The sequence below is a fragment of the Collinsella tanakaei genome (genome assembly GCF_016900375.1).
GTDB lineage: Bacteria > Actinomycetota > Coriobacteriia > Coriobacteriales > Coriobacteriaceae > Collinsella.
Genome location: NZ_JACJKB010000008.1, coordinates 61,623 through 79,389, shown reverse-complemented (window position 1 = coordinate 79,389; position 17,767 = coordinate 61,623). Strand labels below are relative to the sequence as shown.

14 protein-coding genes and 2 tRNA genes are annotated in these 17,767 nt (G+C 65.9%); 3 read left to right on the top strand and 13 right to left on the bottom strand.

The annotated features are described in order from the left end of the window. Nucleotides 1-116: 116 nt before the first annotated feature. The 4 genes from H6A16_RS06495 to H6A16_RS06480 form a co-directional block, all read right to left on the bottom strand. Entirely contained in the window at nucleotides 117-1,406 is a 1,290-nt protein-coding gene (locus H6A16_RS06495; protein WP_204617318.1) for a dihydroorotase, read from the bottom strand. Next, complete coding sequence (locus tag H6A16_RS06490; RefSeq protein WP_204617316.1) at nucleotides 1,390-2,334, bottom strand: aspartate carbamoyltransferase catalytic subunit; 945 nt, start codon at nucleotides 2,332-2,334, stop codon at nucleotides 1,390-1,392. Before H6A16_RS06490 ends, H6A16_RS06495 begins: the two co-directional genes overlap by 17 nt. Nucleotides 2,335-2,339: 5 nt before the next feature. Next, nucleotides 2,340-2,924 (bottom strand): bifunctional pyr operon transcriptional regulator/uracil phosphoribosyltransferase PyrR, encoded by a 585-nt coding sequence (gene pyrR, locus H6A16_RS06485; RefSeq protein WP_204617313.1) that lies wholly within the window; start codon nucleotides 2,922-2,924, stop codon nucleotides 2,340-2,342. A gap of 408 nt (nucleotides 2,925-3,332) precedes the next feature. Next, a complete protein-coding gene (locus H6A16_RS06480) occupies nucleotides 3,333-4,424 on the bottom strand; it encodes a KamA family radical SAM protein (RefSeq protein ID WP_204617311.1) in 1,092 nt (363 codons plus the stop codon). Between the two features lie 360 nt (nucleotides 4,425-4,784). Between H6A16_RS06480 and H6A16_RS06475 the strand changes: the two genes are divergently transcribed. The 3 genes from H6A16_RS06475 (at nucleotide 4,785) to H6A16_RS06465 (ending at nucleotide 5,777) form a co-directional block, all read left to right on the top strand. After that, nucleotides 4,785-4,859, top strand: a tRNA-Asn gene (locus tag H6A16_RS06475). 229 nt (nucleotides 4,860-5,088) lie between these two features. Continuing rightward, nucleotides 5,089-5,493, top strand: a complete 405-nt coding sequence (locus tag H6A16_RS06470) for a hypothetical protein (RefSeq protein WP_204617309.1) — start codon at nucleotides 5,089-5,091, stop codon at nucleotides 5,491-5,493. Nucleotides 5,494-5,702: 209 nt separating this feature from the next. Then, a tRNA-Asn gene (locus tag H6A16_RS06465) sits at nucleotides 5,703-5,777 on the top strand. A gap of 170 nt (nucleotides 5,778-5,947) precedes the next feature. Here the strand turns inward: H6A16_RS06465 and rpoD are convergent. From rpoD to rimP, 9 genes are all read right to left on the bottom strand, one after another. Then, a complete protein-coding gene (gene rpoD / locus H6A16_RS06460; protein ID WP_204617307.1) occupies nucleotides 5,948-7,279 on the bottom strand; it encodes an RNA polymerase sigma factor RpoD in 1,332 nt (443 codons plus the stop codon). Between the two features lie 154 nt (nucleotides 7,280-7,433). Then, nucleotides 7,434-9,464: a DNA primase gene (gene dnaG / locus H6A16_RS06455; protein WP_204617305.1), complete on the bottom strand. Its 2,031-nt coding sequence runs from the start codon at nucleotides 9,462-9,464 to the stop codon at nucleotides 7,434-7,436. Next, nucleotides 9,461-10,462 carry a riboflavin biosynthesis protein RibF gene (gene ribF / locus H6A16_RS06450; RefSeq protein ID WP_204617303.1) on the bottom strand — a complete coding sequence of 334 codons (1,002 nt, stop codon included), beginning with the start codon at nucleotides 10,460-10,462 and terminating at the stop codon, nucleotides 9,461-9,463. The genes dnaG and ribF overlap by 4 nt, the downstream gene beginning before the upstream one ends. Then, complete coding sequence (gene truB, locus H6A16_RS06445; protein ID WP_204617301.1) at nucleotides 10,459-11,400, bottom strand: tRNA pseudouridine(55) synthase TruB; 942 nt, start codon at nucleotides 11,398-11,400, stop codon at nucleotides 10,459-10,461. Before truB ends, ribF begins: the two co-directional genes overlap by 4 nt. 10 nt (nucleotides 11,401-11,410) lie before the next feature. Next, complete coding sequence (locus H6A16_RS06440) at nucleotides 11,411-12,454, bottom strand: DHH family phosphoesterase (RefSeq protein ID WP_204617299.1); 1,044 nt, start codon at nucleotides 12,452-12,454, stop codon at nucleotides 11,411-11,413. Further along, on the bottom strand, nucleotides 12,447-12,887 hold the full coding sequence (gene rbfA / locus H6A16_RS06435) for a 30S ribosome-binding factor RbfA (protein WP_204617297.1): 441 nt from the start codon (nucleotides 12,885-12,887) through the stop codon (nucleotides 12,447-12,449). Before rbfA ends, H6A16_RS06440 begins: the two co-directional genes overlap by 8 nt. 11 nt (nucleotides 12,888-12,898) lie before the next feature. After that, a complete protein-coding gene (gene infB / locus H6A16_RS06430; protein ID WP_204617295.1) occupies nucleotides 12,899-15,571 on the bottom strand; it encodes a translation initiation factor IF-2 in 2,673 nt (890 codons plus the stop codon). A 97-nt stretch (nucleotides 15,572-15,668) separates the two neighbouring features. Then, nucleotides 15,669-16,928, bottom strand: a complete 1,260-nt coding sequence (gene nusA / locus H6A16_RS06425) for a transcription termination factor NusA (protein ID WP_204617293.1) — start codon at nucleotides 16,926-16,928, stop codon at nucleotides 15,669-15,671. Further along, nucleotides 16,928-17,422 (bottom strand): ribosome maturation factor RimP, encoded by a 495-nt coding sequence (gene rimP / locus H6A16_RS06420; RefSeq protein WP_204617290.1) that lies wholly within the window; start codon nucleotides 17,420-17,422, stop codon nucleotides 16,928-16,930. Before rimP ends, nusA begins: the two co-directional genes overlap by 1 nt. Nucleotides 17,423-17,767 lie beyond the last annotated feature (345 nt).

Here is a 17,767-nt window from a genome sequence, read left to right as displayed (position 1 = left end):
ACGCAAGCGGGCCGCGGCCCCTTTCCGCCGAAGCGAAAGGGGGACGAGCGGCCCGCGGTGTTGCCTATGGGCACTCCGGCAGCATGCAGCGCCGGGCGGCACCCTCAAAAGCTATGTTAGCAGACGACGCCGTCGCGCATCGTCGCCACGCCGCCCACGAACACGTCCGTGGCACGGCCGGTGAGCTCGGCACCCTTGAAGCCCGAGTTCTTGGCCTGGCTCTCGAAGTCGGCCTCGTCCACCGTCCAGGTGGCCTCGGGATCGAAGACGGTGATGTCGGCGAGCGAGCCGGCGGCGATGGTGACCTGCTCCAGGCCGAGGATGCGGCGCGGGCCGATGGCCATGAGCTCGACCATGCGGTCGTAGCCGATCTTGCCGGTCTTGACGAGGTTCGTCAGCACGAGGCCGAGCGAGGTCTCCAGGCCGGTCATGCCGAAGGGAGCGAGCTCGAACTCTCGGGACTTCTCCCAATCGGCGTGCGGGGCGTGATCGGTCGCGATGGCATCCACGGTGCCGTCGGCAACGGCCTCGACGAGCGCGGCGGCATCGTCGGCGGTGCGCAGCGGCGGATTCACCTTGAGGCAGGTGTCGTAGGTGCCGGTGATGGCGTCCTCGGTGAGGAACATGTGGTGCGGGGTGGCCTCGCAGGTCACGGGCAGGCCCTTGGCCTTGGCCTCGCGCACGAGCTCGATGCCGTGGGCGGTCGAGATGTGCTGGATGTGCAGCTTGGCGCCGGTGAGCTCGGCGATGGCGATGTCGCGGGCGATCTGGATCTCCTCGCCGACCGCCGGCCAGCCGAGCAGGCCCAGGCGCGTGGAGGCGACGCCCTCGTTGACCATGCCGTCACCCACGAGGTCCTCGTCCTGGCAGTGGCTCATGAAGGTCTTGCCGAACATCTTGCCGTAGTCCATGGCGCGGCGCAGCATGCCGGCGCCCTGAACGCCGCGGCCGTCGTCGGTGAACGCGACGCAGCCGTGGGCGACCATGTCGCCCATCTCGGAGATGATCTCGCCCTTGAGGCCCTTGGTCATGGCGCCCGCAGGGTACACGCGGCAGTGGCCCTTCGCGGCGGCGACGGACTTCACGTACTCGATCGTCACGCCGTTATCGGTCACCGGATCGGTGTTGGGCATCGAGCACACGCCGGTGAAGCCACCGTGCGCGGCGGCACGCGTGCCGCTCTCGATGTCCTCCTTGTGCTCGTAGCCCGGCTCGCGCAGGTGGACATGCATGTCCACGAGGCCGGGAACGAGATACTTGCCGGTGAGGTCGATGACCTCGGCGCCAGCGGCGTCGATGCCCTCCCCCACCTGCGCGATGCGTTCGCCGTCGATGAGCACGTCAGCGACTCCGTCGATGCCGGCAGCGGGATCGACGATATGGGCGTTCTTAAGAAGCAAGGCCATTATCGGCACCTCCAAGCAGCAGATACAGGGCGGCCATGCGCACGCAGATGCCCGCATAGACCTGGTCCAGGATGACCGAGCGCTCGGGATGGTCGGCCATGTAGGAATCGAACTCCACGCCGCGGTTGATCGGGCCGGGGTGGCAGATGATCGCGTCCGGCTTCATCAGGTGCTCGCGCTTCTTGGTGAGGCCGAAGAGCTGATGGTACTCGCGCAGGCTCGGGAACGGCGCGCCCTCGAGGCGCTCGCGCTGGATGCGGAGCATGTAGACGACGTCGAGCTCGGGCAGGACATCGTCCAGGCAGTAGCTCACGTGATCGGCGCCCAGGACCTCCGGGCAGGCGGGAATGAGCGTGCCGGGGGCCACGATGGTGACCTCGGCGCCCATGATCTTCAGGGCGGGGATGAGCGAGCCGCACACGCGGGAGTGCGCGATGTCGCCCACGATGCCGACCTTCAGGCCGTTGAAGTCGTGCTTGCGCTCCCAGATGGAGTACAGGTCAAGCAGGGCCTGGGTGGGATGGCCGTGCTTGCCGTCGCCGGCGTCGATGACCGAAACCGGGCTGGACTGGGTGATCATGTAGGGCGCGCCGGCGTGCTTGTCGCGCACGACGATCATGTCGATCTTGTAGGAGTTGAGCGTCATGACCGTGTCGATGAGGCTCTCGCCCTTGACCGTGGAGGTCGAGGAGCCGCCGAAGTTCAGGGTGTCGGCGGACAGGCGCTTCTCGGCGAGCTCGAAGGAGCTGCGGGTACGGGTGGACGGCTCGTTGAACATGTTGACGATCGTCTTGCCCTTGAGCGTGGGAACCTTCTTGATGGCGCGCTCGTTCACCTGCGAGAAGGCCTTGGCCGTCTCGAGGATGGTCATAAGATCGGTATCGGAGTACTCCGTGATATCGATCAGGTGCTTATGATTGAAAGCCATGGGTGCTACTCCCCTCCCAGCGGCGCGGAGCCGACGTGGGCGCCAGCCGCGACTTCCGTGATCTCGACGGCCGTGCGGCCATCGACATCCTTGAGGTACAGGCGGACGTTCTCCTCATGGGAGGACGGAACGTTCTTGCCCACGAAATCGGGGCAGATGGGCAGCTCGCGATGGCCGCGATCGACCAGCACCGCCAGCTCGACACGGGAAGGACGACCGAGGTCCATGATGGCGTCGAGCGCGCAGCGGATGGTGCGGCCCGTGTAGAGGATGTCGTCGACCAGCACGATGCGCTTGCCATCGACATCGAAGGGGATGTTCGTGGCGTGGACCTCCGGCGAGAAGTGGGTCAAGAAGTCATCGCGGTAGAAGCTGATATCGAGGCTGCCCAGGGGAACATCCACCCCCTCGATCTCCTTGATGCGCTCCACGAGCTCCTTGGCGAGCAGGTCGCCGCGGGTCACGATGCCGACGACGGCAAGGTTCTCGCAGCCCTCGTTGCGCTCGAGAATCTCGTGCGCGATACGCGTCATCGCGCGCGAGACCGCAGCCTCGTCCATGATGACTGCCTTGGGTGAAGACGTGCTCATCAAACTCCTTCCCTTAGGTAGGGGCGGCAGGCAGAACCTGGCCGCACATGAAAAAAGATGCCCGACCGCGCACGGCGAGACATCCACAGGAAAGAGCTGAGAACAGCTTTTATGTTGCTCCTTGCGGTATCTCGTACGCGCTTAAAGGTCGAAACTCAGTATAGCCGCGCCCGTCGTCGAGACGCCTGACTGAATAAAAGATTTCGTCAGCTGCATATAATCCCCCGCAAACGGCAGGAAACGCGCATGTCCCCATCCGCCCCGCCACGATTCGTCCACATCTCCCCCATGTCCACTTTCAGGACGGAGATGTTTTCGGACATTTCGCCCGTACAAGACGAGGGGACGCCTCGCGTGCGTCCCCTCGCTCCTGTCAACCTATGGGTTCGGCGGCGTATCGGCCTGTTCCTAGTCGAGCCAGACTTGATCGTCGGCAAGCTGCTCGAAGAAGATGCGGCCCTGGTACTTCTCGTCGCGGGCGCTGTGCACCTTGAAGGCGGCGCGGCCGTCGTCGATGAAGCCGACCATCTGCACCTTGCCCAAGCGGTGGCTCATGATGTAGCGGAAGCTGTTGGCCATGCCGCTCATCTGCGCCTTGGCCTCGCCCACGATGCGGATGCCCTCGGCGAGCGGCACCTGCAGATGGTCCTCGAACCCGGCGGGAACGCGGCACTGATACAGGTAGTAGGGCACCACGCCGATGGAAACGAGACCGGTCATGAGCTCGCGCAGGGTCTTGGCATCGTCGTTCACGCCGCGCAGGAGGACGCCCTCGTTGCGGACCGTGCAGCCAGCCTCGCGCAGCAGGCGGATGGCGGTGTACGCCTCTTCCGTGATCTCGCGCGGATGGTTGAACTGCGTGACGACGATGATGGCCTTCGCCTTGGCGTAGCGCGCAAGGAGCGCGAGCAGCTCGCCGTCGTCCTCGGTGATGCGCTGCGGGAAGGTCGCGGGAACGCTCGTGGTAAAGCGGATGTAGTCGACGTTCGGCAGGAACGCGAACGCCTTCAGGTACTCGCCGATGCGCTCGTTGGTGTTCAGGAAGGCATCGCCGCCGGACACCGAGATGTTGTCGATCTCGGGGTGGTCGCCGATGTACTCGGCGAGCTTGGGGATGCGCAGCGACGCCTCGTCCTCATCGAGGCGCGCAAAGTCGCGGCGATAGCAATGGCGCGCGTAGCCGAGGGCCTGATTGTTGGAGATGATCAGCACGGACTTCTGGTACTTGTGCTGGCCGCCCTGGATGACCGACTCGGTGTTCTTGCCGGCCTCGGCATCGATGGTCGCCGGGACGCTCAGGTCGGGCACGACCATCTTCTTGATGGGATCGTCCGCATCGAGACGGTTCATGAGACGCAAGTAATACGGAGTGACGAGGATCGGATAGTTCTCCTCGAAGGGCGCGAGCTCGGCGTAGCGCTCGTCGCTGATCCCCAGAGGCTCTTTCAGGTCGGACAGGCTGCGATAGCTCTCGTCCAGAAGTTTCTGCCAACGCTTCATTGCATGACCTCGCTTCGATTACTGCCGGGACGCGTGGCCCTTAAGCCCGCGCCTGAACGGCGCCCCTACATCGCACGGAAGCCGGCGATGCCGAGCTTCCTCGCAAGAAGCGGACATCCCTGGCGGGGTGCCCGCAAACCGTGGTCCGGTATGGTCTTATAGATACCAGCATTAGCTGTTCTTTATGCGTTTCTCCCGCTGTATGGTCGTAATTCGGCTGCAACCGGATGAAGCGGACAGCCGCATCGAGCATGACAGTTAGGACGGGGCCCAGTGTCATAAAAAAGTCCCCGAAATTGCCTCTTGCGCGGCTCGAGGATTTGCCTATACTATTTCTTGTTGCGAACAGGCAACCGAGATTCCTCGATAGCTCAATGGTAGAGCCCGCGGCTGTTAACCGCGTTGTTGTAGGTTCGAGTCCTACTCGAGGAGCCAGAACTTGATGCCCCGTCAGCTCAGCTGGCGGGGTTTTTGTTTGATGGGGCGCTCTCCCCGTTCTAGGGATTGTTTTACAGTGCTCATCCAGCCCCTCTGCCCCATGGTGGCATTCGTGGCGAGCAGGCGCACGCGCCGATCGTCCGCCCACCTTAGGCTCAGCATCCCATTACCTTCAAGCTGTATACTGTGTCCCGTCATCCAAAGCCATGTAGGCAGGAGATTCCTGATGTTTCTTCGCATGGTAGCCACGATGTTTTGCACGCTTTGTCTTGCCGCCCTATCTGGTTGCTCGCAAACGGGCGGTGGAGAGAACGGGCCGGTCGCCCATTACGAATACGTGCGCATCATCTCGGTTGATCGGAAAAGTCAATCCGCCAATGTTTGCATCCTTGAGTGGCCAGACGATATGGACATCGCGCAAAGCGCGCTTGCTGCGGGTGCCGAGGGCATGGCAGACTTTGAAGGCATGATGCCAACCGAGCTGCCGGCAGCGGGCGAAAAAGTGATTCTATACTGGATCGGAACGCCATCGGAAGAAAGCTCTTTTCCCATCGATGTGTATAGATGGAATACCGTGGAGAACTTCATAGCGGGCATGGAAGAAGGCTGGGAGCAGCCGAGTGCTTCATAGCGAGCGTGTTGCCACGCCACATTGCAGCGTGAACGGCCATTAAACTTGTCGCGGACCGTCGAAGAAAGGGCTCACATTCCCGCATTCGAAGCGACAACATGCCTAGCGATCCTGCACGAGGGCGTCCCGACTAAAAAGTTCGTCAAAAAAGGCTTGCGCACGGCAGGTATTTGGCTATACTAATCTTCGTTGCATAGCCGCAACCACATTCCTCGATAGCTCAATGGTAGAGCCCGCGGCTGTTAACCGCGTTGTTGTAGGTTCGAGTCCTACTCGAGGAGCCAGAACTTGATACCCCGTCAGCCCAGCTGGCGGGGTTTTTCATGACAGTCAGGACGGTTCCCAGTGTCATGAAACCGGAGTTCGGAAGCCATGCTCCCAATCGCTCCGATTCATGACACTGGGAACCGTCCTGACTGTCATGAAAAAGGGCCCCGAAGGGCCCTTGTTTTGACTAGCTTTCGATGTAGTCCTTGAGCTTGCTCGAGCGGCTCGGATGGCGCAGCTTGGCGAGCGTCTTGGACTCGATCTGGCGGATGCGCTCGCGGGTGACGCCGAACTCGCGGCCGACCTCCTCGAGCGTGCGCGGATGGCCGTCGACGAGGCCGAAGCGCAGCTCGATGACCTTGCGCTCGCGGTCCGCAAGCGAATCGAGCACCTGCGTGAGCTGCTCCTGCAGCATCGAGAAGCTCGCGGCATCGGGCGGAACCTCCGCGTTGGAATCCTCGATGAAGTCACCCAGCTGGGAATCCTCTTCCTCACCGATAGGCGTCTCGAGCGAGACGGGCTCCTGGCTGATCTTCTGGATCTCGCGCACGCGGTCGGCGCTCATGTCCATCTCGGCGCCGATCTCCTCGGGCGTCGGGTCGCGACCGAGGTCCTGAAGCAGCTGGCGCTGCACGCGGACGAGCTTGTTGATGGTCTCGACCATGTGCACCGGAATGCGGATGGTACGGGCCTGGTCGGCGATGGCGCGCGTGATGGCCTGGCGGATCCACCAGGTGGCATACGTCGAGAACTTGAAGCCCTTCTCGTAATCGAACTTCTCCACGGCGCGGATCAGGCCGAGGTTGCCCTCCTGGATCAGATCGAGGAACAGCATGCCGCGACCGACATAGCGCTTGGCGATGGACACGACCAGACGGAGGTTCGCCGAGATCAGGGCCTGCTTGGCCTCGAGACCGACCTGCTCGACGCGGGTCAGGCGGCGCATCTCGGCGCGCGTGAGCTCGAGCTCGCCGGCGTCGGCCGCCTCGAGCTTGCTCGTGGCGTCGAGTCCGGCCTCGATCTTCATGGCGAGATCGACCTCGTCGGCGGCCGTCAGAAGATCGACCTTGCCGATCTCCTTGAGGTACATGCGCACGGGGTCGCCGGTGAGCATGACGGTGGAAGCGTCGATGCCGCGAGCGCGCGAACGGGAACGCGAGGTGCGCACGCGGGACTTGCGCTTCGTCTTGACCGACGCCATCTCGGCATCGGCGTTCTTGGCAACCTTGATCTCGTGGTCCTCGATGCTCTCGTCGCCGAGTTCATCGTCGTCGAGGACATCGTCGGTATCGTCCACGCCGAGCCCGGGATCATCATCTTCAGACGCGGACACGATGTCCACGCCATGGTCCCGCAGGCTTCGGTACACGGAGTTCAGCTGTGCATCGGACACATCGACATCTTTGAGGGCGACCTGGATGTCGTCCTCGGTCACGGTACCGGTCCTCGACCCCTGGTCCAGGAGCTTTTCGATATACGAATCGAGCTCGGTACCCATGCTATCGGTCTTTTTAGGCACAGATTCTCCCTTCATGACACGGACCCACTACTTTAGCACAACGTTCTATACCCGCCTAGCCGAAAGATGAGCATTCGTCAAGGATTCTCCCCACAGACGGCAGAGCTTCGCGGATACCCGTTTCTTCCCGCCGGCGGCCGGCATCGCGCCTCCCCTATCCCGCATCGATCGTCCGGAACGGATCGGCCACGCCCTCGACGGCTCGTTCGAGCTCGCGCACGCGCGCGGCGTCGCGGCTCGCCTGAATGGCCATCTCGCGCCGCTCCTCGGGCGTGAGGCTGCGGTCGCTGCGCAGGCGCGCCTGCATGGAGCGCATCCGTCGCCGCGCGGTATACAGCTCGAGCGTATCGAGCAGAAACTCGATATTCGTCTCGGTGGGGTGCGCGCTCGTGGCGGCGATGGTGCCCGCGCTCACGAGCTGCGGCGCCTCGGGGCACACGGCACGCACCGCTGCCATCACATCGGCAACGGCCGTTCCATCCGGCGTGGCGAGCACCGCCCAGGCGATGGCCTCGCCGCGCGGGTCGACCCAATCGATCTCGGTGATGCGCTCGGCAAACGGCCTGAAGCTATCGGGATAGGTCGTAAGCAGGCACAGAAGTTCGCGCTCGCCCGTGAGGGAACGGCGCTCGAGATCGGTCAGGACCGTCGGCTGCGCGTCCTCGCGGGGCAGCGCGACCTCGCCCGCCGGAGCGGACCCACCCGCCTCGGGCGGCAGGTAGTCGTAGGGCTCCTCGTCCTCCGGATACTCGCCGTACGGCACGCTCGGGTCGCCCGGAACGGCATCGCGAGCCGGCGTGCCGGCGGGACGCTGCCCACCGGACCCCGAGTTCGCACCTGCGCCGCGCGCCTGGACGGCAGCCCTCCTGCTCTCGCGCTCGCGGGCAGTCCGCTCCTCGCGCTCCACCTCGCGGAACACGCGCGCGGCCGCCTGGCGCACCATGTCGACATCGGCACCCACGCGGTCGGCGATCTGCATGTAATACGTATCGATCATGTAGCTCGACCGAAGCGGGTAGATGAGGCGGCAGGCGTCCTCGAGCGCGCGGGCGCGACCGCCCGGCGTGGACGTGTCGGCGCGCTCCTCGAGCTTGCGGAACACGAAGTCGAGCAGCGGCTCGGCGCCCTCGAGCAGCCCACGGAGCTCCTCGCCGCCGCGCTGGGCGATGAAGTCGGCAGGATCGAGGTCGTCGGGCAGAATCACGCAGCGCAGGTCGATCGACCCATGCTCCACGAACTGGATGGCGCGCTCGGCGGCCTTCTGACCTGCGGCATCGCCGTCGAACAGGTAGACAATCCGCTTGGCGAAGCGCGAGAGCGTCTTCACGTGGTGCTCGGTGAGCGCCGTGCCGAGCGTCGCCACGACGTTTTTGATCCCGGCCTCCCAGCAGCCGATGGCATCGGTATAGCCTTCGACCACCACGGCCTCGTTGGCGGCCACGATATGCTCCTTGGCCCAGTTGAAGCCGTACAGGTTGCGCTTCTTATGGAAGACGGAGGTCTCGGCGGTATTCAGGTACTTGGGCTCGCCCTGCCCCATGATGCGGCCGCCGAACGCGATACAGCGGCCCTGCTCGTCGAAGATCGGGAACATCACGCGCTCGTAGAAGCGGTCGGACAGGCCACCGCGATCGCGCCGGATGGCCACGTTCGCGTCGATCATCTCCCGCGGCGTGAAGCCCTTCTGCGACAGATGCGCCACGAGCGCACCGCGCCCCGGGGCGTACCCGAGCCGATAGCGCTGGCAGATATCGGAGCCCAGGCCGCGCGAGGAGAAGTACTCGCGCCCACGGCCGTCCTTGCCGCGCATGAGCATCGTATGGTAGAAGGCGCAGGTCTCCTCGCACACGTCGATGATGCGCGAGCGCTTCGTGCCCTGGCGGGCCCGCGGGGCGTCGTCGGCGATCTCGATGCCGGCGCGGTCGGCGAGGTACCTGATGGACTCGGGGAACGAGAGGTTCTCGCGCTTCATGATGTAGGTGAAGCAATCGCCGCCCTCGCCGCAGCCGAAGCAGTGCCACACCTGCGTAGCGGGGATGATATGGAACGACGGCGTCTTCTCGCCATGGAAGGGGCAGCAGCCCCAGAACTCCTGGCCACGCGGCTTGAGCTCGACCGTCTCCTGAACAAGCTGGACCAGATCGGTCGCCGCGCGCACGCGGTCCTTGTCCTCGTCGGAAATCATCCGATCGCCACCCCGCTTCCACCGAAATCAGAACGGATCTCGTCGATGTTGGCGAGCACGGTCGAAACCAGCTCGTCGTTGGTCGCAAACACCCGGGACGGCCGGATGAACCGGCAGAACGCGAGCGCGATATCGTGGCCCCGAACGTTATCGGAAAGCCCGATGAGGTTCGCCTCGAGATGCGCCGAACCCGGAAGGGAGGCGAAGGTCGGCGGAAGCCCCACGTTCACGGCAGCGGGCCAGACGATGTCGTCGAGCAGCGCCAAGCCAGCGTAGACGCCATCGGCCGGCATCTGCATGGCGGCGTCCACGGAGATGTTCGCCGTGGGGAACCCCATGCCGGTGCCCTTGCCGCGGCCGCTCACCACCGTCCCGCGCACGAGGTGCGGGCGGCCGAGCTCATAGGCGGCACCCGCCACATCGCCCTCGGCAAGAAGCGAGCGGATGCGCGTCGCGGAAACCACGGTGCCGTCGGCGAGCACGAGCGTGTGGCCGAACACCTCGATACCATGCGCATCGCCCCACGAGCGCAGCGCGGCGACGTCGGATGCGCCGCCCGCGCCCATGCGGAAATCGCTCCCCACGTGCACGGCGCACACGTCGAGCGACGGCAGAAGCACCTGCTCGAAGAAGGCTGCGTGGTCGAGGCGCGCGAGCTCGGGCGTGAACGGGACCACGACCACGCCATCGACGCCCGAGGCGGCAAGCGCGCGCAGGCGGTCATCGAGACAAAGCAGCCGCGGCGCGGGACCGGGCCCCACCACGCAATCGGGATCGGGGTCGAAGGTGACCACGAAGGCGCCGGCGCCGCGCTCGCGCGCATCGGCGATGGTCTTGGCGATGAGCGTCTGGTGGCCGATATGGAAGCCGTCGAAGGCGCCGATGGCGATGACGGCCCGGCCGAGGGGCATCCCGCTGCCCGGCTCGAGGCGAACGACCGGGCAGGTGGACCCTGCAACCAAAAAGGCGCGCTGCAGCTCGCTGCGAGCCGGCATCATAGGCACACGCCCCCAATGGGCTGGGGAAACACGTCGGACATGGCGAGCCGTCCGCCCTCGAAGCGCGCGATGGCGAGCAGCTCGCCCGCACGCACGAGCGCCACGGACTCGCCCTCCCCCACCGGCGCGGTGGCGGAGGCGACAAGCGCGGTCGGCAGCCTGCGGCCACAGCGGATATCCTCATCGAAGCGCTCGGGAACCTCGATCGCGGGGCAGCCGAGCACCTGCACGGGGTCGAGCATGTGCTCGCGTGCGGCAGCCTCGTCCAGGCCATCCAGGTCGGCGCACGACGCCAGGGTCACGCAGCCGGAGGCCGTACGCCTCAGCGAGGCCACATGCGCCGCTCCGCCCACCGCGCGGCCGAGGTCGCGCGCGAGCGCACGGATATAGGTGCCCTTGCTCACCGTATAGGCGACGGTCCACACGGGGGCGCCGTCGACCTCGCCGACCGCGATCAGGTCGGCGGCGTAAACGGTGACGTCGCGGGCAGGAAGCTCGACATCCTCCCCCTCGCGGGCGCGGCGATAGGCCCGCACGCCGTTGACGGAGATGGCGGAAAACGCCGGGGGAACCTGCTGCTGCGGACCGACGCTCGCCGCGACGGCCTCACAGGCGAAGGCCTCGTCGAGCAGCTTCGCCTCGGGCGCCACGACACGGGTCGGCTCGCCCTCGGCGTCGTCGGTATTGGTCTCGCAGCCGAACGCGATGTCGGCGATATAGCTCTTCGTGTCGAGCGTCACCCGGCCGAGCAGGCGCGTCGCCTGCCCCACGCCGACGACCATCACGCCCGAGGCAAGCGGATCGAGCGTGCCGGCATGGCCGACCCGCCGCTCCGACAGGGCGCGCCGGACGCGCGCAACCACGTCGTGAGAGGTGCAACCCACGGGCTTATCGACCGCGAGCAGCAGATTGATTGTGCTGGGAGTGCGTTTGGCCATGGCCGCTCCGCTACAGCTCGACGCGCAGGCCGGTCGGGTCCTCGCCCACGAGCTCGCAGAGCATCGGCAGGGCGTCGTTCAGCGTCTCGACGATGCTGCCCTCATAGGTGAAGCCCGCAGCCGCCGTATGACCGCCGCCGCCGAAGCGCGCGGCCACGCCGGACACATCGAGGTCGCACTTGGAGCGCAGGTTGCCGCGCACCTGGTGGCACACCTCGGTCTCCTTGACGAACAGGCAGACCTCGACTCCCTGCACGGACCTGACGACATCCACCAGGCCGTCGCACTCGTCGGGCGTCACGTGGAGCCGCGTGAGGTCGGAGGCGTAGGCGTAGCTGTAGGCGACGCGCCCGTTTGCCACCGTGCGGATGCGCCCCATGACGAGCGACTCGAGCTTGAGGTACTCGAGGCGCTGGCTCTGGTAGACCTCGAGCGCCACGAGCGAGGGCTGGGCGCCGGCGTCGACCAGACGGGCGGCGCAGGCGAAAGCCGCAGGGTCGGCGTTTTGGTACTGGAAGCGCCCGGTGTCGGTCATGAGACCGCACAGCAGGCAGGTCGCGACATCGCTCGAGAGCGGGATGTCGCTCAGGCGCAGGAAGCTGTCGATGAGGACGGCCGTCGCCGCGGCGGAGACGCTGCGCACGCAGCGCTCCGCGAACTCCTCGCGCGCGGGATGGTGGTCGAAGCAGGCAACGTGCTTCGCTCGGGCGAGGGCGCGGGCCGAATCGGCCAGGCGCTCGACCACCGGGCAGTCGACCGCGATGAACAGATCGGGGTCGGCTTCGTACTCGGCAGCGGGCACGAAGCGCTCGGAGCCCTTCATGAACTTGTAGATGCGCGGCACGCAGCCCCGGTCGGCGAGCAGGAAGGCAACGTCCTTTTCGGGATAGCGGTCGGCAAGCGCGAGGCCGAGTCCGAGCACGGAGCCGAGTGCATCGCCGTCGGGCGAGGTATGGCCCGAGATGGCGATGGTGGACGCATCCTCGATGAGCTCGAGGATGCGTCGGCATTCTTGCTGCATCTCGGCGGAAAGGCTCTGACAGCAGCTAGTCATCGAGGTGCGCCTCCTGATCGGCGGCGGAGTCCGTCGGGCCCTCCGCCGTATCCGTCGTCACGGGGTACCCGTCCTCGTCCTTCTCGACACCCATGGTGGCGGGAACGTTCTCGAGGGCACGGGCGATCGCCTCGGCCTCATCGGTCGAGCGATCGATCCTGAAATCGAGCTCGGGCACGACGCGCCAGTCGAGCGAGCGCGCGAGCAGGCTGCGGATGCGGCCGCGCGCGCTCTCAAGCGCCTCGAGCACCTCGCCGTATCGCTCGGGATCGCACGACACGTACACGCGGGCGTACGTGCGGTCGACGCTCACCTCGGCACCCGTCAGGGTGACAAGGTCCAAGCGGGGGTCCGAAACCTCGAACAGCAGGATGTAGCCGAGCTTCTCGCGAAGCTGCTCGCCGGTTCGGCGGGTGGCGGCGGTCTGCTTCACTCTCGCGCCTCCTACTCCGTACGGGCGACCTCGACGACCTTATAGGCCTCGAGGATATCGCCCACCTTGATATCCTGGAACTTCTCGATGCCGAGACCGCACTCGTAACCGCTCTTGACGCTCTTGACGTCGTCCTTGAAGCGGCGCATCGAGGCGAAGGAGCCGTCGAACACGACGACGCCGTCGCGCACGACACGTACCGAGTCGCTGCGCTCGATCTCGCCCTCGGTGACCATGCAGCCGGCGATGAGACCGACCTTGGGCACGCGGAAGGTCTCGCGGACTTCGGCCTCGCCGGTGCGGATCTCTTCCTCCGTGGGCTTGAGCAGACCGACGCGGGCGGCGTCGATGTCCTCGATGGCCTTGTAGATGATGGAGTACGTCTTGATCTGCACGTTCTCCTTCTCCGCAAGGTCGCGAGCCTTGCCCTGCGGGCGCACGCCGAAGCCGATGATGATGGCGTTCGAGGCGGCAGCCAGCACGACGTCGGTCTCGGTGATGGCGCCGACGGCGGAGTGGATGATGTTGATGCGGACCTCGGACTGATCCATCTTGCCGAGCGCGTCGGCAAGCGCCTCGATAGAGCCCTGGACATCGGCCTTGACGACGAGGTTGAGCTCGGCGAGCTCGTTTTCGCTCATCTCGGAGAACAGGGTCTCGAGCGTGACGTGCTTGACCTTGTTCTGCTCCTCGATGCGGGCCTTGAGCGAGCGCTGCTCGGCGAGGTCGCGCGCGTCGCGCTCGTCCTCGAAGACGCGGAACTCGTCGCCCGCGGCGGGCACGGAGGACAGGCCGAGGATCTCGACGGCGTCGCTCGGACGGGCCTCCTTGACGGGCAGGCCGTGCTGGTCGAGCATGGCGCGCACGCGGCCGTAGCTCATGCCGGCGACGAGGGTATCGCCCACGTGCAGGGTGCCGCGGTTCACGAGCACGGTGGCAACCGGGCCGCGGCCGCGATCGAGCTTGGCCTCGATGATGTAGCCGGACGCGAAGGTGTCGGGGTTCGCCTTGAGCTCGAGCACGTCGGCCTGCAGCAGGATGGTCTCGAGCAGGTCGTCGATACCCGTCTTCTGGCGCGCGGACACGTTCACGAACATGTTCTGGCCGCCCCACTCCTCGGGGATGACGCCGTGCTCGACGAGCTCCTGGCGCACGCGGTCGGGGTTCGCATCGGGCTTATCGCACTTGTTGACGGCCACGACGATGGGCACGCCGGCAGCCTTGGAGTGGTTGATGGCCTCGACGGTCTGCGGCATGACGCCGTCGTCGGCAGCCACGACCAGCACGACGACGTCGGTGATCTTGGCGCCGCGGGCACGCATGGCGGTGAACGCCTCGTGGCCCGGGGTGTCGACGAACGTGATCTGACGGCCGTTGATGGTGACCTGGGATGCACCGATGTGCTGGGTGATGCCGCCGGCCTCGTGGCTCGCCACGCCGGTGTGGCGGATGGCGTCGAGCAGCGAGGTCTTGCCGTGGTCGACGTGGCCCATGACGGTGACCACGGGCGGACGCGGCTTGAGGTCGGCCGGGTCGTCGTAGAAGCTGAAGGAGTTCTCCTCCTCGGGCGTGACGATCTTGATCTGGCGGCCGAGGTCGTCGGCCACGAGCTCGACGAGGTCATCGGACATGGACTGCGTCATGGTGAGCGGGGTGCCCAGCAGGAACAGGCGCTTGATGATGTCGTTGGCAGAGACGTCGAGGGCCTCGGCGAGCTCCTGGACGGTCACGCCCTGGGACACGCGCACGGCATCGAGCTCGTCGGGGTTCACGCCCTGGGCGATAGCCTCCTCGAGCTTCTTCTCCTCGCGCATCTGCGCGGCCTCGCGCTCGCGCTTCTCCTTGCGCTTCTTGCGGCGGCCGGTGGACTCGCGCGAAGCCTCGGCGACGGCGGCACGGGCCTCCTCGAGCACGCGCTCGCGGCTGTACTCCTCCGCCTCGCGGGCCATGCGGGAGTAATGGTCGCCGTGGCTCTCCTCGTGGCCGCCGCGGCGCTTCTTGCTGCCGCGACCGGCCTTGTCGGGCGCGGGAACGTCCATGGCGGCGGGAACGGGAGCGGAACCGGAGCTGCGGCGTGCGCGGGGCGCGCTGTCGCTGTTTGCACGCTCCTGCTTGCGGCCGCGACCGCGCTCGCCGCGCGGGGCGTCGGAATCGGACTTCTTCTTGGTCTCGGCTTCCTTCTTCTCCTTGAGCACGACCTCCTGCTGCGCGATCTGGTCGAGCAGGGAGCGGAAGCGCGAGCCGGAATCGGACGCCGGCACGGCGCGGCGCTTGGCCTCGAGCTCGGCCTGGCGGACGGCCTCGGCGGCACGCTCGCGCTCGCGGCGCTCAGCCTCGGCGGCGGCGGCGCGGGCGGCCTCCTCGGCAGCCTGCGCGGCCTGGGACAGGCGGCGCTCCTCCTCGCGGCGGCGCTCGGCCTCGATGCGCTCGGCCTCGGCGGCGGCGGCGCGGGCGGCCTCCTCGGCAGCGGTCGCCTCCTCCTCGGCGCGCTTGGCGGCCTCGATCTCGGCGGCGCGGGCCTCGAGCACGGGCGCGAGCTTCTTCTTGACCATCGACACGTAGGCGTCCTCAAGGGCGCTCGACGCGGACTTTGCAGGAATCTTCATCTCGGCGAGCTGCTCGAGCAGCTCTTTGGACGTCATTCCGAATTCCTTGGCCAGGCTGGATACACGAACCTTCGCCATATGCCAATCACCTACCTCTCGGGCGCTTTTCGCGCCCACATCAATCCAACGGGTACCGACTCTTCGGGTGCGCCCGGTCTGGCGGACGCGCTACCCGTTAGATGAGGTCCTCGGCATCCTCGAAGGCATCCGAGGCGTCCATGTCCTCGGGGTCATGGACACCGCAGTAGCGGGAGCCGGGACGGGCCTGGTTGCGGCAGCGGATGCCGGACTCCGAAACGTATGCGCAGCGCTCGGGCTCGTCGTCGGAAAGCAGGTCCTCCGCAACGGGGGCGGCGGGCACGACGGGCACGTTGCGCAGGATGTCAGCGGCGAGCGACTCGCTCTTGATGTCGATGTGCCAGCCGGTGAGGCGGGCGGCCAGGCGGGCGTTCTGGCCCTCCTTGCCGATGGCGAGCGAGAGCTGGTCGTCGGGAACGATCACGCCGGCGTAGTTCTTCTCCTCGTCGATGAGCACGCGGGTCACCTTCGCGGGCGAAAGCGCGTTGGCCACATAGGCCGCCGGGTCGGCATCCCACAGGATGACGTCGACGCGCTCGCCGCGCAGCTCGGACACGACGGTGCGCACGCGGCTGCCCTTGGGGCCGACGCAGGCGCCCACCGGATCGAGGCGGTCGTCGAGCGAGCGGACGGCGACCTTGGAGCGCTGGCCAGGCTCGCGGGCGATGGACATGACCTCGACGGTGCCCTCGTAGATCTCGGGGACCTCGAGCTCGAAGAGGCGACGGATGAGCGCGGGATGCGTGCGCGAGATGACGATGGGCGGACGGGAGTGCTCGCCGCGCACCGGGGGCAGCGTGGAGTTCGGGTCGCGCACGTCGATGATGACGGCCTTGATGCGCTGGTTGTGCATGTAGCGCTCGCCCTGCGGACGCTCGTTGCGCTCGTTCTCGTAGCGACGCAGGTCGAAGTGCGGCAGCTCGGCCTCGACGCCCTCGCGGATCTTCACGATGGTGAAGTCGGGCGTGGACTGCAGGACGGTGCCGGTGATGATGTCGCCGATGCGGCTCGAGAACTCCTCGTAGATCTGCTCGCGGGCGGAGTTGCGCACGATGGCGTTGATCTCGGCCTTGGCGTGCTGCGCCGCGATGCGGGAGGTGTCCTTCGGCGTGACGTCGATCTCCTCGAACTCGGTGTAGTTGCCCTCCTCATCCATGGAGTCGTCGATGGGGATGAGCTTGTAGACGTAGATCTTGCCGGTGGCGCGGTCGATGGTGACCTTCGCACCCCAGTCGAGATGGAGGATCTCGGCGTAGCTCTTGGCGAGCGACTGCTCGAGACGGTCGATAAGATAGAGCTGGTCGATATGCTTCTCCTGGCAAAGAGCCATGAGCGCTTCCATCATCTCCGATGCCATTACTTGCCACCCTTTCCGCCCTTGAAGTCATAGACCGGCTTCAAGGTGCACTTCTTGATCTCGTCATGGAGAATCGTCACGGTTTCGTCGCCGTCCAGGGCGAGCGTGACGCCGGCGTCGTCCGCGCTGGCGATGGAACCCTTGAACTTGCGGCGACCCTCCGTTGCCGTGGTCGTGAGCTCGACATCGGAGCCCGCGAAGCGGATGAAGTCCTGGGGCCGACGCAGCGGACGCGCCATGCCCGGGCTCGACACCTCGAGGGTATACGACCCCGAGATGGGATCGAGCTCCTCCACGGTATCGCTCACCCACTTGCTCTGCGCGGTGACCTCATCGAGCGAGATGGCCTCGCCATCGGCCCGATCGATGCGCACGCGGACGCACGGGGCCTTCGTCGCGCCCACGACCTCGACGTCGACGACGTCGATGCCGTGCTCGCCGGCGACCGCCTCCAGCGCATCGATGATCTGCTGCTCGAGCGCACTCTTGACCATGCAACACCTCCCCAAACAAAAAAGAAGCGCGGGCGGACCCGCACTCCTTTCACGTTACAGCTTCAATTGCCCAGCAATCATAGCACACGCAGGTGAAATGCGTCATCCTGCGCCGTCAGCGGCGGTTTTCCGGGCATCCGCCTTCGCAAATTGCACACATTATCGGCATGAAAGCTTGGGGACAGGTCCCAAACTTTCATGGGGGGCCGGTTGGTCAGGGGTCGTTCTGGGGTACTGCCGAGAATATATATATATTGTCGGAAGGCGCGAAGAACGAATCCTGCGGAAACGCCAAATGGGGTTCCGAGAATAGATATATTCTCGGAACGGCCCAGCTAGGCGCGG